Annotated in this window: 19 protein-coding genes and 3 tRNA genes; 11 read left to right on the top strand and 11 right to left on the bottom strand. The window is 64.9% G+C overall.

The window, feature by feature from the left end; all coding sequences use genetic code 11:
• Positions 1-3 precede the first annotated feature (3 nt).
• Genes ACOGI8_RS05990 through ACOGI8_RS05970 form a run of 5 tightly spaced genes read left to right on the top strand, consistent with a single transcriptional unit; the run spans position 4 to position 4,456 of the window.
• Positions 4-1,209, top strand: a complete 1,206-nt coding sequence (locus tag ACOGI8_RS05990; RefSeq protein ID WP_419855970.1) for a DUF6119 family protein — start codon at positions 4-6, stop codon at positions 1,207-1,209.
• Positions 1,210-1,263: 54 nt separating this feature from the next.
• Entirely contained in the window at positions 1,264-2,271 is a 1,008-nt protein-coding gene (locus ACOGI8_RS05985) for an IS1595 family transposase (protein WP_419854310.1), read from the top strand.
• Positions 2,272-2,283: 12 nt separating this feature from the next.
• Positions 2,284-3,210, top strand: coding sequence for a DNA adenine methylase (locus ACOGI8_RS05980; RefSeq protein WP_419854311.1), 927 nt, complete (start codon positions 2,284-2,286; stop codon positions 3,208-3,210).
• Complete coding sequence (locus ACOGI8_RS05975; RefSeq protein WP_419854312.1) at positions 3,207-4,052, top strand: NotI family restriction endonuclease; 846 nt, start codon at positions 3,207-3,209, stop codon at positions 4,050-4,052. The genes ACOGI8_RS05980 and ACOGI8_RS05975 overlap by 4 nt, the downstream gene beginning before the upstream one ends.
• 35 nt (positions 4,053-4,087) lie before the next feature.
• Positions 4,088-4,456, top strand: a complete 369-nt coding sequence (locus ACOGI8_RS05970) for a DUF6119 family protein (protein WP_419855969.1) — start codon at positions 4,088-4,090, stop codon at positions 4,454-4,456.
• Positions 4,457-4,473: 17 nt separating this feature from the next.
• On the opposite strand, the gene ACOGI8_RS05965 is transcribed toward ACOGI8_RS05970, so the two are convergent.
• Positions 4,474-4,547 (bottom strand) — tRNA-Arg (locus tag ACOGI8_RS05965).
• Positions 4,548-4,684: 137 nt separating this feature from the next.
• Between ACOGI8_RS05965 and ACOGI8_RS05960 the strand changes: the two genes are divergently transcribed.
• Positions 4,685-5,158, top strand: coding sequence for a cupin domain-containing protein (locus tag ACOGI8_RS05960; protein WP_419855968.1), 474 nt, complete (start codon positions 4,685-4,687; stop codon positions 5,156-5,158).
• 482 nt (positions 5,159-5,640) lie between these two features.
• Positions 5,641-5,940 carry a hypothetical protein gene (locus tag ACOGI8_RS05955; protein ID WP_419855967.1) on the top strand — a complete coding sequence of 100 codons (300 nt, stop codon included), beginning with the start codon at positions 5,641-5,643 and terminating at the stop codon, positions 5,938-5,940.
• A 113-nt stretch (positions 5,941-6,053) separates the two neighbouring features.
• On the opposite strand, the gene ACOGI8_RS05950 is transcribed toward ACOGI8_RS05955, so the two are convergent.
• The 4 genes from ACOGI8_RS05950 to ACOGI8_RS05935 form a co-directional block, all read right to left on the bottom strand.
• Positions 6,054-7,079 carry a hypothetical protein gene (locus ACOGI8_RS05950; protein WP_419855966.1) on the bottom strand — a complete coding sequence of 342 codons (1,026 nt, stop codon included), beginning with the start codon at positions 7,077-7,079 and terminating at the stop codon, positions 6,054-6,056.
• A gap of 110 nt (positions 7,080-7,189) precedes the next feature.
• Positions 7,190-8,128 (bottom strand): NUDIX hydrolase, encoded by a 939-nt coding sequence (locus ACOGI8_RS05945; RefSeq protein ID WP_419855965.1) that lies wholly within the window; start codon positions 8,126-8,128, stop codon positions 7,190-7,192.
• 18 nt (positions 8,129-8,146) lie between these two features.
• A complete protein-coding gene (locus ACOGI8_RS05940) occupies positions 8,147-8,599 on the bottom strand; it encodes a hypothetical protein (protein WP_419855964.1) in 453 nt (150 codons plus the stop codon).
• A gap of 69 nt (positions 8,600-8,668) precedes the next feature.
• Complete coding sequence (locus tag ACOGI8_RS05935) at positions 8,669-9,178, bottom strand: glycine/sarcosine/betaine reductase selenoprotein B family protein (protein WP_419855963.1); 510 nt, start codon at positions 9,176-9,178, stop codon at positions 8,669-8,671.
• Positions 9,179-9,284: 106 nt separating this feature from the next.
• On the opposite strand from ACOGI8_RS05935, the gene ACOGI8_RS05930 reads away from it, so the two are divergent.
• The 3 genes from ACOGI8_RS05930 (at position 9,285) to ACOGI8_RS05920 (ending at position 10,084) form a co-directional block, all read left to right on the top strand.
• A tRNA-His gene (locus ACOGI8_RS05930) sits at positions 9,285-9,360 on the top strand.
• A 55-nt stretch (positions 9,361-9,415) separates the two neighbouring features.
• Positions 9,416-9,492 (top strand) — tRNA-Lys (locus ACOGI8_RS05925).
• A 46-nt stretch (positions 9,493-9,538) separates the two neighbouring features.
• Positions 9,539-10,084 (top strand): beta-class carbonic anhydrase, encoded by a 546-nt coding sequence (locus tag ACOGI8_RS05920; protein ID WP_419855962.1) that lies wholly within the window; start codon positions 9,539-9,541, stop codon positions 10,082-10,084.
• Between the two features lie 74 nt (positions 10,085-10,158).
• On the opposite strand, the gene ACOGI8_RS05915 is transcribed toward ACOGI8_RS05920, so the two are convergent.
• Together ACOGI8_RS05915 and ACOGI8_RS05910 are read right to left on the bottom strand one after the other, a co-directional pair.
• Positions 10,159-13,407 (bottom strand): cell wall-binding repeat-containing protein, encoded by a 3,249-nt coding sequence (locus ACOGI8_RS05915; protein WP_419855961.1) that lies wholly within the window; start codon positions 13,405-13,407, stop codon positions 10,159-10,161.
• Between the two features lie 20 nt (positions 13,408-13,427).
• A complete protein-coding gene (locus ACOGI8_RS05910; RefSeq protein ID WP_419855960.1) occupies positions 13,428-13,994 on the bottom strand; it encodes a carboxymuconolactone decarboxylase family protein in 567 nt (188 codons plus the stop codon).
• Positions 13,995-14,078: 84 nt separating this feature from the next.
• Here ACOGI8_RS05910 and ACOGI8_RS05905 point away from each other — a divergent pair, with 84 nt between their 5' ends.
• The gene (locus tag ACOGI8_RS05905; RefSeq protein WP_419855959.1) at positions 14,079-14,648 is read left to right on the top strand and encodes a peroxidase-related enzyme; all 570 of its coding nucleotides are present in this window, start codon (positions 14,079-14,081) and stop codon (positions 14,646-14,648) included.
• A 36-nt stretch (positions 14,649-14,684) separates the two neighbouring features.
• Here ACOGI8_RS05905 and ACOGI8_RS05900 read toward each other — a convergent pair whose 3' ends face one another.
• The 4 genes from ACOGI8_RS05900 to ACOGI8_RS05885 are packed head-to-tail and all read right to left on the bottom strand — an operon-like array spanning position 14,685 to position 19,448.
• The gene (locus ACOGI8_RS05900) at positions 14,685-15,428 is read right to left on the bottom strand and encodes an ABC transporter ATP-binding protein (protein ID WP_419855958.1); all 744 of its coding nucleotides are present in this window, start codon (positions 15,426-15,428) and stop codon (positions 14,685-14,687) included.
• Positions 15,425-16,231: an ABC transporter ATP-binding protein gene (locus ACOGI8_RS05895; RefSeq protein ID WP_419855957.1), complete on the bottom strand. Its 807-nt coding sequence runs from the start codon at positions 16,229-16,231 to the stop codon at positions 15,425-15,427. Before ACOGI8_RS05895 ends, ACOGI8_RS05900 begins: the two co-directional genes overlap by 4 nt.
• Positions 16,228-17,274, bottom strand: a complete 1,047-nt coding sequence (locus ACOGI8_RS05890) for a branched-chain amino acid ABC transporter permease (protein WP_419855956.1) — start codon at positions 17,272-17,274, stop codon at positions 16,228-16,230. Before ACOGI8_RS05890 ends, ACOGI8_RS05895 begins: the two co-directional genes overlap by 4 nt.
• Positions 17,271-19,448 carry an ABC transporter substrate-binding protein gene (locus tag ACOGI8_RS05885; protein WP_419855955.1) on the bottom strand — a complete coding sequence of 726 codons (2,178 nt, stop codon included), beginning with the start codon at positions 19,446-19,448 and terminating at the stop codon, positions 17,271-17,273. Before ACOGI8_RS05885 ends, ACOGI8_RS05890 begins: the two co-directional genes overlap by 4 nt.
• Between the last annotated feature and the right edge of the window lie 123 nt (positions 19,449-19,571).

Genomic DNA, 19,571 nt, shown 5'->3' with positions numbered 1-19,571 from the left:
GTCATGGCGAACAAGACGTGGCATGTTTCGCTGTATCTGTTTCTCGAGGGCACTCAATTCCAACGCTCAATTCTCCGCATTCCGAAGGGCACGAGGCTCATCGAGCTACCGCAAGCGTCGACTCTGAAGTATCCGCACTTGGCCTATGTCGTCCGAAACAAGTCGAATACTCCGAGTTGGGCCCAGCATCTGAGTGACCATTTCAAGCTCGGAAACCTCAAGAACCAAGCAAGTTCGTTTGTACTTCTGTTTGAGGCATGCGAACGAATCTGGGCCATTTCGCATGGAAACGGTTACCACCTCATACCGCCGAATAGCATTGAACCCAGATTCGGCATTCGTGTCGTCGCCAATTGCATCGACCCCCTCGCTATCCAGACCGTTGATACGCGCACAACAGATGTCATCAGTAGGACCACGCGCGCGCAAATCTCACGAGGAAGCGCCATAGGCGACCTGGGCGTCACTGTAGATCGTGAACTGATTCAGTATCTCGCGGGCGCACCAACGGTTGGTGATGATGCTGAGTCGTGGGCCAGTCGACTTGCAGGATCTGACTCCTTGCAGGTCAGCGTTACCTGGGGCATTGACGATCTCGCCGAGCGTGCGGCTGAGTTCCTCGAGCGGTTCACGGCGACCGAGTACAAGGAATCGTTCGGATTCATTGACAACTACCGACCGCTCAGGACTGGAGATGCGCAGATTAGTGTCCTCAATAGGGAACTCGAGACACTCATCGCCGATCGCGATTCGCAGCGAGTGTCGCTCGCTGTCCCCGGCGTATTGGACGAAGAGAGTTTCGGTCGCTTCGTCATCAGTCACGTCCGAAAATCTCAGACAATTGATGAACTGAACCTCCCGGAAGTTTATCAAATTCTGGATGAGTGGTCTGTGGAGTCGTCGGAGATCCTGTCTAAAGTCAAGATTCGTATCGTCGACAAGGACGGGGAAATCATACGACCGGCAGAATCGCTCAGTCGATACATCACTGCGGAAGTACATCATAATGCTTCCACTTATGTCTTGCTCACAAACCAGTGGTTCTCCATTGATGATGGCTATGTGCAAAAGGTCAACAGCGAGATACAGCACCTCGTCAAGAATAGTCGTCGTCACTCACTGCCGGATTGGCAGCCTAAAATGACCGAGGCGCAATACAATCAATCGGCTGCTGAACTGCGTCAATGGCAAGTTATCGGGATTATATAGCTGACTAAGCAGAGTACGCTTATTCATGTCACACCCCCCTGCGACACTAGGGACATGGCAGAACACACGAAGGCCCCCGGCAAGAGCTTCCGCAAGGGAATCTCGCTCATCGAGATCGTGGAAATGTTCCCCGACGATGAGACAGCGGAGCGTTGGTTCGAGGAACAGCGGTGGGGCAAGGCGGGCGAGCCACACTGCTGCCCGCTGTGCGGCTCGAAGGATCGGCTGAACGCCACGAAGTCGGGCAAGCCGCTGCCGTACTGGTGCGGCTCATGCCGTCGCCATTTCAGCGTCAGGTCGGGCACGGTGATGCACCGGTCGAAGATTCCGCTGCGCAAGTGGGCGATAGCGATCTACCTGTGGGCGACCTCGCTGAAAGGCGTGTCGAGCATGAAGCTGCACCGCGACCTGGACATCACGCAGAAGTCGGCCTACTTCCTCGCTCAGCGGCTGCGCGAAGCGTGGTCGGACATGGGCGGCGACATGGCCGGACCGGTCGAAGTCGATGAGACGTTCGTGGGCGGCAAGGCGAAGAACATGCACGCGGTGGACCGTGAGCGCAGGATCACGGGCCGCGGCGGGATCGACAAGACCGCGGTAGCGGGAGCGAAGGACCGGGCCACGGGCAACGTGTCGGCTCGGGTGATCTCAGGCACTGACAAGGCGACGCTGCACAGCTTCGTGGCTTCGGCTGCTGCCCAAGGCGCGACGGTCTACACCGATGACCACAAGGGCTATCTGGGCATCCCCCACCCGCACGAGACCGTGCGGCACAGTGTCAGCGAGTACGTCAGCGGCATGGCACACACGAACGGCATCGAGAGCTTCTGGGCGCTGTTGAAGCGCGGCTACCACGGCACGTTCCACCACATCAGCCCGAAGCACTTGCAGCGCTACGTCGCTGAGTTCGCCACCCGTCACAATCTGCGTCCCGAAGACACGGCGACGATGATGAGCGAGACTGTCGCCCGCATGAACGGCAAGCGGCTCACCTACGCAGCCCTGACAGCGAACGCGCTGCCCGGCACCGTGGCCGAGCCGGACTACGGCGAGCCGTGGTAGGAGGAACCCCCCATGAAGCGAGAGATCACCCTGCCCGTCATCGACACGCCACCCGAGCGCATAGCGCAAGGGCTGTTCCGGCAGCGGCCCGCAGAGATCGCCGTGTCGAGCATCCCCGCCGTCAACGTCGCGTCAGTGCCCCAGCGCAGCCCGCTGCGGTACCCCGGCGGCAAGACGTGGCTGATCCCCCACATTCGGCATTGGCTAGCTGAGCCGTGCGGGGTGCTCGTAGAGCCATTCGCCGGTGGCGGCATCGTGTCGCTCACCGCCGTGATGGAAGGGCTAGCCGAGCGTGCGCTGATGGTGGACCTAGACCGCGACGTAGCGGCACTGTGGCGTGCCGCGCTCATGCACGGCGACGAACTGGCCGAGCGGGTGCTGACCTTCGACGTGACCCGCGAGAGCGTCACCGAGCTAGAGCAGCAGTGCCCCGCGTGTGTCGTGGCTCACGGGTTCCGCACGCTGGTGCTGAACCGCACCCGACGCGGCGGGGTGCTCGCACCGGGCGCGTCGCTCACCCGATCCGGCGAGAACGGCAACGGCATCGCTTCGCGGTGGTACCCCGAGACGCTCGCCAAGCGGCTCGCTGCAATCTCTGAGCACGCGGACCGGCTCACGTTCTGCGAAGGCGACGGTGCCGCGGTGCTGGAGATGACAGCCGACATCGACGGAGTGCGAATGTTCGTGGATGCCCCGTACACGGCGGGCGGCAAGCGGGCAGGCAGCCGCCTGTACGCGCACAACGCGGTGGATCACCGGCGCATCTTCGAGACGCTTGCCGCTGCGGGCACCGACTTTCTGATGACCTACGACTGCTGCGACGAGATCACCGAGCTTGTCGCTGAGCACCGTTTCCACGCGGTCACTGTCGAGATGAGCAACGGGCACAACACCCGCATTTCTGAGCTGGTCATCACACGGGACCGCCTGTTCGCGTGACCCGCTACGGGATCGCGGAGTGGTACGGCCACGACCTGCTCGACCTGACCACCACAGAGCGCAGAGACCACGCTGACGCCGCTGTGAACCGCCGCGAGCGGCCATGCCCCTACCGGCCCGGTCCGTGCAACAAGACGGGCGGGGTGTGCTCTATGCGGCAGTACGACGAACACCGCGGGCGCATCACGTCCGCAGCCGGGCGAACCGTCATCATGTGCCCCAGCCGCTTCGAGCAAGACCACCTGCTGCTCGAATGGCTGAACGAGATCGTCGGCTTCGGTGCCGATGCGATGCTCGCCCGCGAAGTGCCGTTCATGGTCGGCAACACCGGCAAGCCGGCCGGCAAGATCGACCTAGTGGTAGCCACCGAGCAGCACGATCTTCGCTGGTTCGGGCTAGAGATTCAGGCCGTCTATTTCTCCGGGCCGGGCATGGACGATGAGTTCGTGCGGTACCTGCGAGACGAAGGCACCGAGCCGCTGTACCCCAACGGGGTGCGCCGCCCCGACTGGCGCTCATCGTCGGCCAAGCGGCTCGCTCCGCAGCTACAGGTCAAGGTGCCCACGCTGCGCAGGTGGGGATCGAAGATCGCCGTAGCCGTGGACCGCCCGTTCTTCGACTCGATAGGTGGCCCATCGGCTGCCCCGTCGCATGACCTAGACGCAGGCGACGTGATCTGGCTGGTGCCCGAAGTCGTGGACGGGCAGCTAGCCCGGCGACACTGGGAAGTGCTGACGCTCGAAGCGTCATGCGAGAAACTGCTGGCAGCTACCCCGATCCCGCGAGCTGACTTCGAGCAGCAACTACGGGAGCGACTGCGACCGTTCAGCGCCGGTGCTTAGTCACGTATGTAATCCCCCAAGTTATAGATAGAAACATGATCCACTTTGGCGGGCCGAACCAGAAGAACGAGTTCGGCGACCTATGGAATTCCCGTTCCAAGTCTCTGGTCCATGTCAAGCGGATGTCTGACTCAGCCACGCTCAGCCATCTATGGGCGCAGGGAACCGTGGCAATCGAGATGTATCGGAACGATCAGAGCTATCGGGACAAGGTTCACAGACTGATTCCGACGCTGCCGCCGGATCTGACGAACACCACGCTCGTCTACGCCGTTGCAACGCCCAAGCGCGGAACGCTCACGGATGATCTCTTTTTCTTCTCGAAAGTCCGAGCTCTGCAGAGTCTTGGGGAGTTGCGCAACATGTACTGCGCTGTCGAGCTGGTGAAAGTTCAAATGGTCTAAGGCGCGATGCCCAGATGCGCCCCCGGCAGGACTCGAACCTGCAACCGGCGGGATAGAAGCCCGCTGCGCTGTCCAGTTGCGCCACGGGGGCTCGGGCCACGACGACCCAGCGCCATCCTGCCACCGAAGCGTTGCCGGTCCAAGGGTGCTGCCGCGCAGCAATGGGCCTCATCAGTACATTCGGGAGTCCGGCCTACCCATGGCGCCGTCCCTTGGAGGGAACCGAACGTGACCGAGAAGAACCCTGGCTTCCGCTTCGACACCAACGAACTCCAGTGGATCCACTACGAGGGTGGACCGCGCTTCGACTATCCGATCGACTACGACATCGCCGTGCTCGGCCATCAGGAAGATGTCGGGCGGCTCGACCTGCTTATTCGCTGGGCGCCCGATGCCTACTGCCACTTCCACCGCCACGTGGCGACAACCACCTCGCTGGTGCTCGAGGGTGAGCATCACGTCATCGACATCGACGTCGACGGCAATGAGGTGCACCACGATGTCCGGCCCGCCGGCACGTACTGCAGTGGCCCGGGCGGTGACGTGCACATGGAGCGTGGCGGCCCTGAGGGCTCACTTGTGCTGTTCTCGATGCACGAGCCCACGGGGCGGATGTTCGAGGTGCTCGATGCCGACTACAGCATCCTCGCCGAGAACACCATCAAGTCCTTCATAGAGCAGGACCGCGAACTCGCAAGCTGACCCTCGCTGCCATAGCGCATCGGCACATGCGAGCGTCAATCGCTCAGGCTTGCCCCCGCCGCTGCCTGTTGCATGTCATCAGCCAGTGCACGTGACAAGGCTTCGCACAGCCGATCGTCCGCCCAACCGGTCTCGTTGGCTTCACACACCAATCGCCACACTTCGAAGCCCAACGCCGTTTCGTCGCCCGCGATGAACGCGGCCGTCAGGTCCGCTTGAAGCGCAAGGGGGTCGGAACCTCCTGCATGCAACCACGCCTCGACAACATCGCGCGTGCTGTCCTCGGCGGTGTTCCGGCTGGGTAGCGATCGAGGGGCCGAGCCAGTCACGAATCCAACGGTACCCGGCGCTGCCCATCGGCTCCCACCGAAAATCGATTTCGCCGCTCGCCGTCGCTGGATCAGGATGTTCGCAGAGCGCTCACAGGACGCATCGCCAGCATGTCGGAACCGCCAAGTGCGCGCCTTCTCCTACTCGTAGCCATGACAGAGAACTCACACACGTCGCCCACCGAGGTCCGGCCCATCTTCAATAACTACGTGCTACCTCGTGTTCAGTCAGGTGAAGTTGCTGAGTTGGTGCAAAGCAGCGGTACAGCCAGCCCGTCCTCGGGACAGCCGCCCGGCACCCGTAGCGAGCGGGTCGTGTACCTCGATGGCGGAGAGCGGATTGCAGTCGCTCACCGGTTCGTCTTGCCCGACGGCAGCATCGGCGGATCTGGCCGGCCCGATCCCAAAGCTGTGCGGTTCGGCAGCGAGTGGCTCATCGCCGGCCCGGACTAGCTGCGTTCGTCGGGAGACTCGACAATCCCGGCTGTCACAGCCAGAACTGCGCGCCTGCGTCGACACAACCAACCGCGCCAGCACGATGAATCGTCGGCCACACGACGATCTCGTCAGGTCATCTCCGCCTGCGACGCGTCGCGATACGCCTCGGTGAGAGCGGCCAACAGCTCGTCGTTGAAATCCCGAACGGTGTTGCCCTTCCCGATCTGGACGTCGGCCAGTTCCTCTATCTGTCCGATGAAATGCGGCGCCCTCTTCTCGAACACACTGCGCCAGAACTGGAGAGACGCCCCGCCGTCGTTCCAGATCGTGACCAGCCCGACATTGTCGCCCATGAGTCGAGGCAGGAGGGTGTGACGCTTCGCCCCCTTTCCTTCGTACGTTGAGAGCCTGACAAGGCCTTGTCGCTCCAGGTCGCGTGCCCACTCGAGTAAGCGGTGCAGCCGTGCCTGCGATTCATCAGGAACCGAACTGATAGTGGCTTCAAACCGCTCGCTTCCGGTGTACAGCGTGCCGGAATCCTGACGGCGAGTTCGTTCGACAGTCACCTCGTGCCGTTCAGGCGTCACACGTTGAGGGAGCACGACCGAACTCCCGCTGATGTCGAACGCGTTGACTGCAACCAAGTCGATGACCAGCTTGTCAGTGACATGTTCCAAGTACGCCACCAGCGTCATCAGTTCTGGCGGTACCGAGTCCAGTACGAAAACAAGCCGGAATCGTCCCTCGCGAAGATGCTCATCGAGAGACTCCGTGAACTCGTCAGAATCGAAGGCGCCGCCTTCGGTCGCGCTCACCGCCGCCTCCAGCGAGTCATGACCGCGGGCTTTCAGGTAGCTGCCGAAGCGCTCCTCAAGATGCTCCCGCGTCATTCCGTGCAAACTCGCCGCATACGCCAAGATCTGCGAGACCACCGCCCGCCGGGCTTCGTTGTTCTGGGCGAGCTTTACCTCGATGATGACCGGCCTACCTGACGTCTCGACGCCGACCAGATCTGCGAAACCCGAGCCGAGCGGCGCTTCCTTGCCGAGGATCAGAAGTTGGGGTGCGCCCGACAGCGGCAGCATCTCAGGCGCTTGTTCGATCAGATCGTGCAGAGTGGCCTCGTCCGGAAAACCCGCCGGCGGGCTCAGCACCCAGCCGTCATCGTCTTCCGTCCAGATTCCGGGCATCGACACGTCTTGCTCCCCACTCTTTCAAGCGAAATTCAACACTTCGGCCATGTCGGATATCGAAAATCGACTGGCTAGCGCGACGGCCAGCGCAGGATGCCGATCTCGGTGCGGCCGTCGGATTCGAGGTAGTCGGGGTCGCCGGGGAAGGCGATCCGGTGCGGCCCTTCGTTGTCGTAACGGATCCGCACGTGCTCGTCGTCGCCAGGCGTGCCCCTGCCGGCGGCAGCGACCGCGTCGGCCACCGTTCCGAATCTGGCAAGGCGGTGCAGCATGCCGATGGTAGGCGTCATCATCACCATGTCGCCGGTCTCGTTGCGCCGGATCGCATCCGCAGGGCGAACCCACTGGTGCTCGACCGCCTCGTCGTGATCGGGCAGCGGCACTTGGCCGTCGGGCATGGCCGTCAGGAAGAACCGTGTGTCGTAGCGGCGAGGCGAGCCCAGCGGCGTCACCCAGCGGCCGATGAAATAGACGTTGTCGCCGTCGAGCAGAAGGTCTTCGTTGCGCACCGTCTCGATGAAGTCCCGCTCGCCGGCATTGACCTCGTCCCGGTACTGGGAGAACCGCTCGGCCACATCGGGCGGCGAAAGGTCGATAATGCCCGACGGCAGATCGCGGGGATCCTCCACACCGACCGGGTGGTCGTGATGGGCGAGCAAGATGCCCGCTTCCTCGAAGGTCTCCCGCAGGGCCGCAACCCAGAAGGCGATGCCGCCCCGCTCGATGCCGATTTGAAACGAGGCGTCGTCATCGGTCAGGCCCGAAACGGTCTCGTCGGCGATCTGGGTGGCATCTTCGGGGTCGACGGCGCCGCCGGGATACACCCACATGTCGCCCACGAAGATCGAGCGGGCGTTGCGCTTCAGCATCAGCACATGGGGATCGTTCTCGCCCGAGAGGATCATCACGGTGGCCGCATCACGCACGGGCACGGCCGCGGGGTCATAATCGCCGCCTGACCCCGGGGATTTGGCGCCGACCGAGGCGCGGCGCTCGGGTTGCTCACTCATCAGCGGCCGAAGTCCGGCTCAGTAGTCGATGCCCGCGCAGACGAGGCATTCTTCGCCGTCGTGGCTGGCGCGAGCCGCTGCCGCGTCCTCGTCGGTCTGGTATTGCGGCGTCGGGTGACGCTCGACCCGGTCGTCCTCGTAATCGCCGCCACCGGTTGAATCCGCACCTGCATCGGCGCTCGCTTCCGCCGGTTCATCACCGTTCGGCACGGCGCATTCGGGCAGATCGGCGGCCTTGGTGGACGGCGCGAAGACCCGGTCTTTCCAGCGGTCCGAATCCGACCAGCGGTAGTGCAAGTGGGCCATGGAGCCCGGGACGCGCAGATTCTCAAATGCAGCAAAGGTGTCCCGCAGGATCTGGAGGTTGAGTTCTGGCTCGTGCGGCTTGCCCGCCGTGCGCCCCAGCGGGTAGTCCAAGTAAGCGGCGCGGGGCGGCCAGGCCGCCCGTGTGATGTCGCGTGCGCTCGACATCGACAGCGTCGGGATTCCTTCGGCCTCGATGGCCCTTGCGATCAGACCCCCGGTCTGATGGCAGACCGGTCACACCGGCACGAGCAGCACCACGTCGAGCTCGTCGGTCACGCAGCGCTTCGCCAGCTCCGGGATCAGCTCCTCGCGCACACGCCGGGTGCTGTAGATGCCGCCCATGAGGGTGTAGGCGTTCGGGCCCAGCTCGCCGATCTCGCCGCCGTCTCGCAGCGCACGCAGGGCCTCGATGGGGAACACGCAGTTGATGTCGGAGCGGGCATCGGTCAGGTCGTAGGCGAAGTGCGTGGCCCGCAATTCGGAGATGTCGACATCGGTGGGAATCGCCCGGTACGTCGTGTCGTCGCGGTAATGGAACGCCGTCTGGCCTACCGAATAGACGCCGCCGGTGGCGACGAGGCCGACGCGGCACTCGGCGATCGGCTTGGTCAGCGGTGTCCACGGCGGCGGCGTCTCGCTGTGCACCCAGCGGTACTCGCCGTAACCCAGCCCGATGTACTGGGCCGTAATCCGCGGGATGTATTCAACAGGTGGTTGGCGGGCCGCGACAGTCTGAGTGCTCACGCTCCTACGGTACGCGGTCGGCACAGTTCCCGGCAGAAAACCGGCACCGGACGCCAATAATCCAGTAGCGAGGCCGCGCCGCCCGTGGCATCCTTGACCACCCCGTGCGGGTCGTAGCTCAGTTGGTTAGAGCGCCAGTTTGTGGCACTGGAGGCCGGGGGTTCGAATCCCCTCGATCCGCCCGCCGCTCGCCGACCGCTTGTGTCGGGGGGCGTCGTTAGCCTTGCGGGGCACCATGCGCCTCTAGCTCAATTTGGCAGAGCAACGGACTCTTAATCCGCAGGTTCTGGGTTCAAGTCCCAGGGGGCGTACCACCGGCTCGCCGGAGCGCTCCGGCGTGTGCACTGATGAGGTTGTCTGATGGGCCAAGGCAGCGAAGCCAGCGAACCGGAGTCGTCCGAATTCCACCCCGCGGCAGACGAGCTGATCGAACACAACCGGCAGGTGGCAGACGCCGTCAAAACACCCGGCATGGCGGCACCGCCCAGCCGTCACGTGGCCATCGTGACCTGCATGGATGCCCGGATCGATCCGCTGGAAGAGCTGGGCTTGACGGTCGGCGAAGCGCACATCATCCGCAATGCAGGCGGTGTGATGACCGACGACGTCATCCGGTCGTTGTGCATCTCCCAACAGCTGCTCGGCACCCGGGAGATATTGGTCATACACCACACCAAGTGCGGCATGTGCGGACTCGACGAAGCTGCCTTCAGCAACGTCCTCGGCCAGCGCCTGGGCACCCGGCCAAGCTGGCCCATCTGTTCGTTCGCAGACCCCGCCGACGACGTGCGCGCCGCCATCGCAACGCTGCGAGCCTCACCGTTCATCGAGCACGACACCGCCGTCCGCGGCTTCATCTACGACGTCGAAACCGGCCTGCTCAACGAGGTCGCTCAGCTCCCCTGATACCCAAGCCGCCCTCACGGCACAGCCGGTGCGCAACGAGCTCAAGGCCAGGCCGGCTCCAGCGCCTGACCCACTCAGCGAGTTATGGACACCGAGTGGCTCTGCCCGGAATCGGCCGTCACCGAAACGGTGTAGCCGTCGACCATCACGGCATCGCCGACCTGCAGCAGCGGGAATTCGTCCAACAGACCGTCGCCGCTGTCGCCCGCGACCTTGATCGGAAGATCCCCCGCGCCGAGGCTCGGGGTGACGGTATACACGAGCACTCCCTCAACGAGCAGGCCGGGCCGCATGACGCGAGTCGTCGGTGACTGTGGGCCGACTGTCTCTGTGAACGACCGCGCAGCGTCGTAGCCCAGCCGTCGACGGCTCTCGACCACGAGCACCTTCCCCGGACCCAGCGGGATCACGGCCATGACGACTCCCCCGGCCGGCGAAGCCACGGGATCCAAGTCGACAGTCGCGGTGGCATCGGTGACACAGAGCACCTCGTGATCGGCCAGCCATCCCAACTGCCATCGACTCCACGCCAGCATCTCCTCGTACACCAGCCGCGAGGTGAATGACGTTGTCGTTGTACCGTCGGCATGGCGGCGCGTCTCCTGCAGCCGCGGATCTGTGGGCGACGCCGGAAAATACGACTCAAGATTCATGCGGCCGAACACGGTGCGAACCCACGCAGGGTCATTCGAAGTCGGAGGTTGATGCTGGTCGCCGTAGGGATAGAAGTCGGTCAAGCCCAATGCGTGCCCGACCTCATGCGCTGCAGTCGGACCCCAGCCTCTCGACGGCCGCCCAGAGGCAATCCGGAAGATGTTGGCGGCAGCGAGCTGCATTTCGTTGCCATCTGCTGTGACGCTGCCTCCCGCGATACCGCCGCCGAAGTGCTCGCTCGGAAACACTACGAAGAACACATCGGCGTCCGCGAAGTCGGCTGAGTCCTCGGCCAGTGCAGCGACCTCGTCGAACAGGTTGCGTGTCTCAGCGCCGGGTGCTTCCCCCCGGTCGTCGTCTGCCACCTCGGTGACATACGAGCCATATTCGGCAGGCAAGCGGAGCCAGCCATGCCGCGCCGTCGTGACGATGTCGAGCCGCCCGTAGCTGACGTCTTCGAGGTATTTCTCCATGTACGGCAACCCCAACTCGGCCTCCTCCCGGGTAGTGCGCGAGGCCGTGGCATCGGGAAACTCGGCGAAGACAACTGCCACCTGCAGGCGCTGAGTTGCCGAGGGCGCCCACGACGGCAGCGGGAAGCCTGCCGTGACGACATCAGCCGGACCTGGCGGCTGGCATCGGTCGAGCGCACTGGCGGCGATCGCGCGACCCTTGGCTGCCGCAATCCGGATTTGTGTGTCTCGGTGCGTGTTGCCGTCCAGGCGGTAGGTCGAATATGCGATTCGCTCGCCGTCGGGCGACCATGCGGGCTCGATCTCGGGCCCGGCGGCGTCGGTGACCTGCACCGTTCGCAGGTTCTGCGAGTCGATCGCGTAAATGTCGGACTCCCGAGAGTCGCCGCGTACGAATGCGATACGGGCACCGTCAGGTGACCACGAGAGTCCCTCGTGATGTATCCCTGTGGCAAGCAGGCGGATGTCGGTGCCGTCCACATTTGCGATGTGCAGGCTCCCGCTTCTGGCGTAGGCCAAGCGCTTGCCGTCGGGCGACCATCGAACCGAGTCGTAGCTCCCGTGTGCTGGCTCGAAGACCGTTGATGGCTGTGAGCCCCGCCGTGGCTCAATCGTCATGATGCCCTGCTTGCCGGCGAGAATGCCTCCCGAGTCGAGTTGCTTGGTGCCAACCTCTCGCACGAACGCGAGGCGGGTCCCGTCAGGCGACCATGCGGGCGACTCATCGAACACGGTTCCCGTCGTGATCTGCGTATTGCCGCTGCCATCTGTGTTGACGACGTAGATGTGAGAGATCCAAGGAACCTGCGAAAAATCCTTCAGCACGTAGGCGATGCGACTGCCATCGGGAGACCAGGCGACGTCATCGACGCTGCCCGGGCCACTCGGTGGACGCAGAATCCGGCGTTTACCGCTGCCGTCGGGACGCGCGATCCAGACAGCGGACTGCTCGTGGAATGCGATCCGAGCACAGTCGGGCGACCAAGACGGCGAACCCGAGATGGAAGTGGGGCCAACGACTCGGATGTCCTCAGCACTGTCTGAGCCACCGCAGGTACCCGCTGGCAGGACGGTCGGCACGGGGGCCGGCTCGTCAGCCTCCTCGGCCATCTCGCCAGCGAGATATGTGTCGATTGCCGCCTGTGAGACCGCGGCGTCGCCGCCAAAGACGGTCATCTGCAGCTCATCGACCCCGTCAGCTTGACGGGCGCTGTCGAAGAATGCTGCTGTCTCGGAGGGAATCGCACCCGGGTCGCTCAACAACAGCGGAGCACACTGCCGAGCCAGCAACGGCGCCGCACTGAACGAGTCGAACGGCACCCGGGCACGGGCGAGACCGACCGCGGCGCCCCCGAAGCACGAGCCGCCCGAGTGCTCGGCCATGAACCTCGCTGTCTTGACCGCCGTGTCGTACCGGGTGGCACCAGACATGCGGCTGATGGCGATGCCCAGCGAGTCGATGGAGTTCTCCACCGCAGTCGACAGCGCAGCAGTCCCGCCCATGAGCACGACGTGACGGATGCCTGATTCGCTCAGGTACGACTCGACGCGCGAATCCAAGCTGGCTTTCGGGCTCAACAAGACAGGATGGCGGCCCTTGGCCGACAGCGGGCCGGCGACGAGCGCGTCGGCGAACACTTCGCCGCTCGCGACGATCGCCGTCGGCCCGAAGTCGCCGAGCGATCCTGCAGTTCCGGCGCGACGCGCCACCTCAACACCCGTCGCGTACTCGTCGGCACCGCCGAGCCACTCGACGTTCAGCCCTGCCGTCTCAAGGGCCGATGCGACCGACGCCGAGATGGAGCGTGTCTGAGCATCGGCGCCAGCGCTCACCAGGAGCGCTTCGGAGGCACCGACGCGCCGCAAGAACTCCAGCGCATCGTCTCGCAGTTCACCGGGCGGCGTCATGAGTACGGGCGCTTCGAGCCGTCCCGCGATGGACGCAGCAACGACGGCTTCGGTCCAGCTTCGGCCCGACACGATCACGACCGTGTCGAGACTGCCGTTGGCATCTGCGGCAACGGCTTCGGCCACGAGCAGGGAGGTGGCATAGCGATCGGCGCCGCCATATCGAGTGACCGTGACCTGCGCCAACGGATCGGTCTCGTCAGCTGCAGCCACTGGCGCCGGGGCTCCGAGCGCTAGGCCGGCGCCTGCGATGAGTGCAGTAATCGCTGCAGCGAGGAGCCGTCTCATAGATGTGCCTCTCGCCGAAGCTACGCGGAGGCCGGGGCGGTGGGCCAGCCGGGGACGCCTTCGTCGCGCTCGACTCCGGTGCTGTTGAGCAGCCCGCTCACCATCCGGTAGCAACCCGCTGCTGCAATGAGATGCACCATCTCGGCCTCGCTGAAGTGGGCAACCGCCTCGGCCCAAGTGGAATCGGACACGCAGTCGTCGGAGTACAGGTCGTCTACCACCTGCAAGAGCGCTGCCTCGGCGGCCGTCCAGTTGCCCTCGGGAATTGGCCGGGTGACGAAGTAGATCTCCTCGTCGGTCATGCCCTCGGCTTGGGCGATCAGCGTGTGCTGGCCGAACTCGTAGACCGACTGGCAGTTCCAGCCCATGCGCAGCACGGCAATCTCGACATCGCGACGCGACAGGTCGCCCTTGTACAGGATGGCCAGCGCGTACTCGCCGAACGCCTTGGAGATGGGACGGCTGTGGGCGATGGTCGCAATGACGTTGACGGCGTTGGCGAATGAACTCTCCATGGCCTCGCGGGCGCGCTCGGCCACCTTGGGGATCGGCTCGAGGCGTCGGGAAGTGGGTCGTGGCAGGTGCATGAGCGGGCAATCCTCTCGTCAGTCCCGCGAATGTACGAGAAGTTGCCCCGGTCGTTCACTGGCGCACGTGCTTAGGCTGCGGGCATGACCGAGCCAGCCATCTCGACCTTCCCTGTGCCCGACATCTCGGACATGCCCGACGACCTGCGTGAGCGCATCGAGCTCATCCAGTCCAAGACCGGCTTCGTACCAAACGTGTTCCTCGCGCTGGCGCACCGGCCCGAGGAGATGCGGGCATTCATGGCGTACCACGACGCGCTCATGGAGGGCCCGAGCGGGCTCAGCAAGGCCGAGCGGGAGATGATCGTGGTGGCCACCAGCGGGGCCAACAACTGCCTCTACTGCGTGGTCGCCCATGGCGCGATCCTGCGCATCCGCGCCAAGGATCCCCTGCTGGCCGATCAGCTGGCAGTCGACCCGTCCAAGGCCGACCTCACCGACCGGCAACGGGCGATGATCGACTTCGCCCTGAAGATGTGCAGCGAGCCGTGGTCAGCTTCTGCCGCTGATCACGAGGAGCTGCGGGCTCACGGATTCAGCGACGACGACATCTGGGACATCGGTGCCATCACGGGCCTGTTCGCCCTTTCGAACCGCATGGCCCACCTGACGTCAATGCGGCCCAACGACGAGTTCTTCACAATGGGGCGCTAGCAGCTCGCTCCCCGAGTCCCCGCAGACCAGCTCCGCTCAGCGGGCACCGAGAAACGCCCGGCGCACTTCGGCATCCGCCAGCAGATCCTCCGCAACACCTTCGTAGGTGATCTCGCCGAGTTCGATCACATAGCCGCGGTGGCTGGCCTCGAGCCCCTGGCGGGCGTTCTGCTCGATCATCAACACGGTCAGGCCGATGTCGTGATTGAGCTGCGCGATCACCTCGAAGATCTGGTGAGTGACCAGCGGTGACAGCCCGGCGGACGGCTCATCCATGAGCACCATGCGGGGCGACCACATCAGCGACCGGCCGATCTCCAGCATCCGCTGCTCGCCGCCGGACATCGTGCCCGCCTCTTGGCGCGCCCGCTCGGCCAGCCGCGGGAACAGACCGAAGACATAGTCGATGCGGTCGCGGACCTCGGCCCTGTCGCTGGACAGGTACATCCCCAGTTCAAGATTCTCGTAGACGGTCATCTGCGAGAACAGGCTGCGCAGCTGGGGCACGATGGCGATGCCCGCGGTGCTGAGGGCCTCTTGGGGGGCGATATTGGTGATGTCACGGCCCGCGCAGATGACCTTCCCGGATCGCACCGGCACGAGCCCGTAGACGGCACGGAACACGGTGGACTTGCCGGCGCCATTGGGGCCGATCACGCACACGATCTCGCCTTGACGGAGTTCGAGGCTGACGCCGCGCAAGATGTCCTGGCCCGGCAAGTATCCGGCGTGCACGTCGCGGATTTCCAGCAACGGGCTCGTCGACTCGGTGGCGGTCATCGGCTCGGGTCCTGCGGGGTGCTTGTCGTGGCAGTGCGGCTCCCGGACCCGCCGTCGCCTGCAGCGGCTCCGAAGTACGCCTCGATGACCTCTGGGTCGTTCATGATGTCGGCAGGAGCGCCTTCGGCCAGCTTGCGACCCTGGTCCAGCACGACGACCCGCTCGCAGAGCTCGGCGATGAACTGCACGTTGTGCTCGACAAGCAGCAAGGCAACGCCCCGAGAGGCGTTCACCTCGACCAATCGATCCTTGATCTCGTTGATGAGCGTCGGGTTGACGCCAGAAGTAGCTTCGTCGAGCAGGATCAGCCGCGGCTCGCTCATCAGCGCCATGCCGATCTCGGCCAGGCGTCGTTGACCTCCAGAGAGCGTGTCGGCCCGCTCGTCTCGAAGCGGTCCAAGCGCCAGGAAGTCGATGAGCTGATCGGCCCGGCGTCGGGTCTGCGGGTCGGTCCGGCTGAGCATGCGGCGCAGCCCGAGGCCTGCCCAGCTCGCGCTGAGCTCGATGTTCTCGCGCACCGTCAGTGCGCCGTACACCCGGATGATCTGGAAGGTCCGGGCGATGCCGCCCCGAGCGATCTGGTGCGGTGCCCGGCGGGTGATGTCGTCGCCGTCGAAGCGAACTTCGCCGCTGTCGGCTCGCTGCACGCAGCTCAGGCAGTCGAACAAGGTGGTCTTGCCGCTCCCGTTCGGTCCGATGAGCCCCACGATCTCGCCAGGTGCGACCGAGATGTCGACATCGTCCACCGCGACCAAGCCGCCGAAGCGCTTCACGATTCCGGTGGCCTCGAGCAGAGCCGTCATGGCCGGTCTCCCGCTGGGTTGTCGGCACCGCTGCGCTCGACATCGCGGCCGGCTCGCGACGACCGCTGCCAGAGGTCGGTGACGGCCACGCCCCGGCGGTCGAACCAGCCCACCAGTCCCCGTGGCATGAACAGCACGATGACGATGAGCAGCACTCCCTGCGCAATGAGGTGCAGATCGAGCAGGTTGGCCCACAGCACCTCGCGCAGCCAGTAGAGCGCCGCCGAGCCGACGATGGGGCCGGCCACCGTCCCGATGCCGCCCAGCATCGTGCCCATGATCGCGTCGAGGGTCCTGACTTCGGTGAACGCGATGTCGGGGTCGACGAAGGTGTTCTGGAACGCCCACAGCCCGCCGAACAGCCCGGTCGATGCGCCGGCGAAGCTGAACGTGGCGACTTTGAGACGCGTGGTCGCTATGCCCCGCATCTCGGCTCCCACCTCGTCTTCACGAATGGCGACCAGTGCCGTCCCGACACGGGTGCGTCGAAGCCACCACACGAACACGGCGAGCGCTACAACGAGCGCCAGCTCGACGAAATAGAAGAGCGAGCGGTTCAGGTACGGCGGCAGCGTGAGGCCCACGCCTCCCCCGGTGAGCCCGCCCCAGATGCGCACGATCTCGCGCATCGCCACGAACGTGGCCAGCATCGCGACGGAGAAGTACGGGCCCTTGAGCCGCATCGTGGCCCGCCCGATGAGTGCTGCGGCCGCGCCGGCCACTACGACGCCGAGCGCGATCGCCGGCACGGGCGGCCAGCCGATGCCCAAGCCGTTGCTCTGCAGCGACATCATGATCGCTGTCGTGTAGGCGCCTAGGCCGAACCACACGGCATGTCCGAAGTCGATGTAGCCGGTGAACCCGCCGGTGAGGTTCCAGTTGATCGCCACGCCGATGCTGGTGAACATCAGCGTCATCGTGAACAGCATCGAATCGCTGGTGCCGGGCCACAGCGGGAGCACGACCAGCCAGGCGAGCCCCACGGCCACCAGTGCCCCGATCAGGCGACGAGCCGTGCGTTTGATGCCTCCGGCGGAGGTCATGTCGCCGTCGCATTCACGGGACGCAAGCCGCCAAAGATGCCCTGGGGCCGCAGCACCAGCGCAACCACGAGGATCACGAACGAGGCCACCACGGCCAGATTGGTGCCCACACCGCCCACGTAGATCGCCAAACCCGCTTCGACCAATCCGAGCACCATGGCGCCGCCCAACGCCCCCCGGATCGAGCCCAGACCGGCCACTGCGGTGATCGCGAACGCCTTGAGCGTCAGCGGCGGTCCCTGGAACGGCTGGATGGCCAACACCGGGCTCACCAAGGCCCCGGCGGCGCCCGTGATGCCGATGCACAGCGCGAAGGTGATGACGTACACCTTGCCGACATCGATCCCGACGATGCGGGCTGCCTCGCGGTTCTGCGCCGCCGCGCGGATGCTCTTGCCCAGCTTGGTGCGCGCCAGCAGCACGCTGAGGCCCCCGAGCACACCGAGTGCGACGATCAGGATCCAGAACTTCGTCACCGGCACAGTCAGGCCGTCGGCGAGCCGCCAGCTGCCGTCGAGCGCGGTGCTCGTCCTGCGGAAATCGGCAGAGAAGATGAGCTTCATCACGTTCTGCAGGATGATCGCCAGCCCGAACATGACGAGCAGCGACACCAGGTGCGGCCGGTCGATGACGCGGTTCACCAAGCCGCGCTGGGTGAGGTAGCCGAGCGCCGCCATCAGCACGAACACCGCCGCCACCGAGACGAACGGATCGATGCCCCACCACTCGTCGGCGAGCCAGGCCAGGTAGGCGCCGATCATCACGAACTCGCCGTGCGCGAAGTTGATCACGCCCATCACGCCCCAGATCACGGAGAACCCCAGCACCAGCACCGCGTACATGCCGCCGAGCGCGATGCCGTTGACCAGCGCCTGCGGCAGCTGCCCCCACGCCGACGATTCGCCGGAGATGCGGCCGGTGCCGTCACCGAGCGGGTACTGGAGCTGGGCACGGGCCGCAGACCCCGGGGCCACGACATGGATCTCGCCGTGCTGAACCTGCACCATCCCCATGGGCTTGCTGTCATTGACGCCCCGGTCGTCGAAGCTGATCGGCCCGTAGAACGTGTCTGCCGACAGCGTGCGCAACGCGTTGCGCACTGCGTCGGTTTCGGTCGACCCTGCGGCTTCGATGGCCAGGTGCAGTGCGAGCGCCGCTGCCGTGGCGCTTGCCGCCTGATACACGGGCGGCTCGCCCCACAGCTGCTCGTAGTAGGCGGCGTAGTCGACGGCGCGGCCGAAGTACGGGCCTTCGTAGGCCATCGTGGCTTCCCACTGGGTGGGACCGAGCACCCCGTCGACGTCGACGCCGAGCTCGTCGATGAGCTTCGGGTTGGATGGGCCGACCGTGATCAGCATGCCGTCGGGCTCGAAGCCCAGTTCCTTGGCGGAGTTCACGAACAGGACGGCGTCGTTGTAGTGCCCGCCGCCGACGAAGATGTCTGGGTTCAGGTCGCGGAACTTGGTCATGATCGCGGAGACGTCCTGGATGTCCTTGGGGTAGGTCTCGGTTGCCAGCACCGTGACGCCGTTGGCCTCGAGATGGCGCTGTGCCCCTAGCGCGACAGCGGTGGGGAATGACGTGTCCTCGTGGGCGATCACCGCGGTCTCAGCACCTTGGTTCGCCAGCGCCTCGACGCCCGAGCGGGTGTAGTCGCTGGCGATGGTGGCCACGAGGAACAGGTTCTGGAAGCCCCGTTCGAACATGGTGTCCGAGGTGCCGTTGCCCTCCACCATGATCACGTTGTTGGCTTCCGCGATGGCGCTGGTGCCGGTGGTCAGGCCGCTTGAGTAGGGGCCCAGCAGGAAGTCGACTTCGTCCTCGTCGATGAGGCGTTGGACCAGGTTGCCGGCGGTGTCGGCGTCGGACTCGTCGTCGTAGTAGATGATCTCGGCCCGGTAGCGGTCGTCGCCGATGCGGATGCCCCCGTATTCCTCGTTAACCCAGCGCTCCCAGGTGTCGTACCCCTGCCGTGAGTCCTTGCCTTCCACGGAGTACTTGCCGGTTTCGCTGAGTGCCGCGCCGAGCCGCACGGTTCCGTCGAACTCCGCCGGCGTACCGGAGGCACCCTGCGGCGCCGAAGATCCCGCTCCGTCACCGCGGCTGTCACAGGCCGCCGCCAACGGGAGCGCGCAGGCCAACGCAGCGAGCAGCATCACCCTCAGAAACCGCACGTCAGCGCTCCATGACGGCCGACCCTGTGCACCAGCACATCCCGCTCGAACGCTAGGTGGTCACCCGGCTCCGGTGGTGCCTCTGGCGCTGGCGGGGAGCGATGACGTACCAAGCCCGTGGGA

Origin of the sequence: Candidatus Poriferisodalis sp. (assembly GCF_965204195.1) — a bacterium.
GTDB lineage: Bacteria > Actinomycetota > Acidimicrobiia > Acidimicrobiales > Poriferisodalaceae > Poriferisodalis.
The sequence above is the reverse complement of the archived record's forward strand: the minus strand, read 5'-3'. Positions and strand labels throughout refer to the sequence as shown.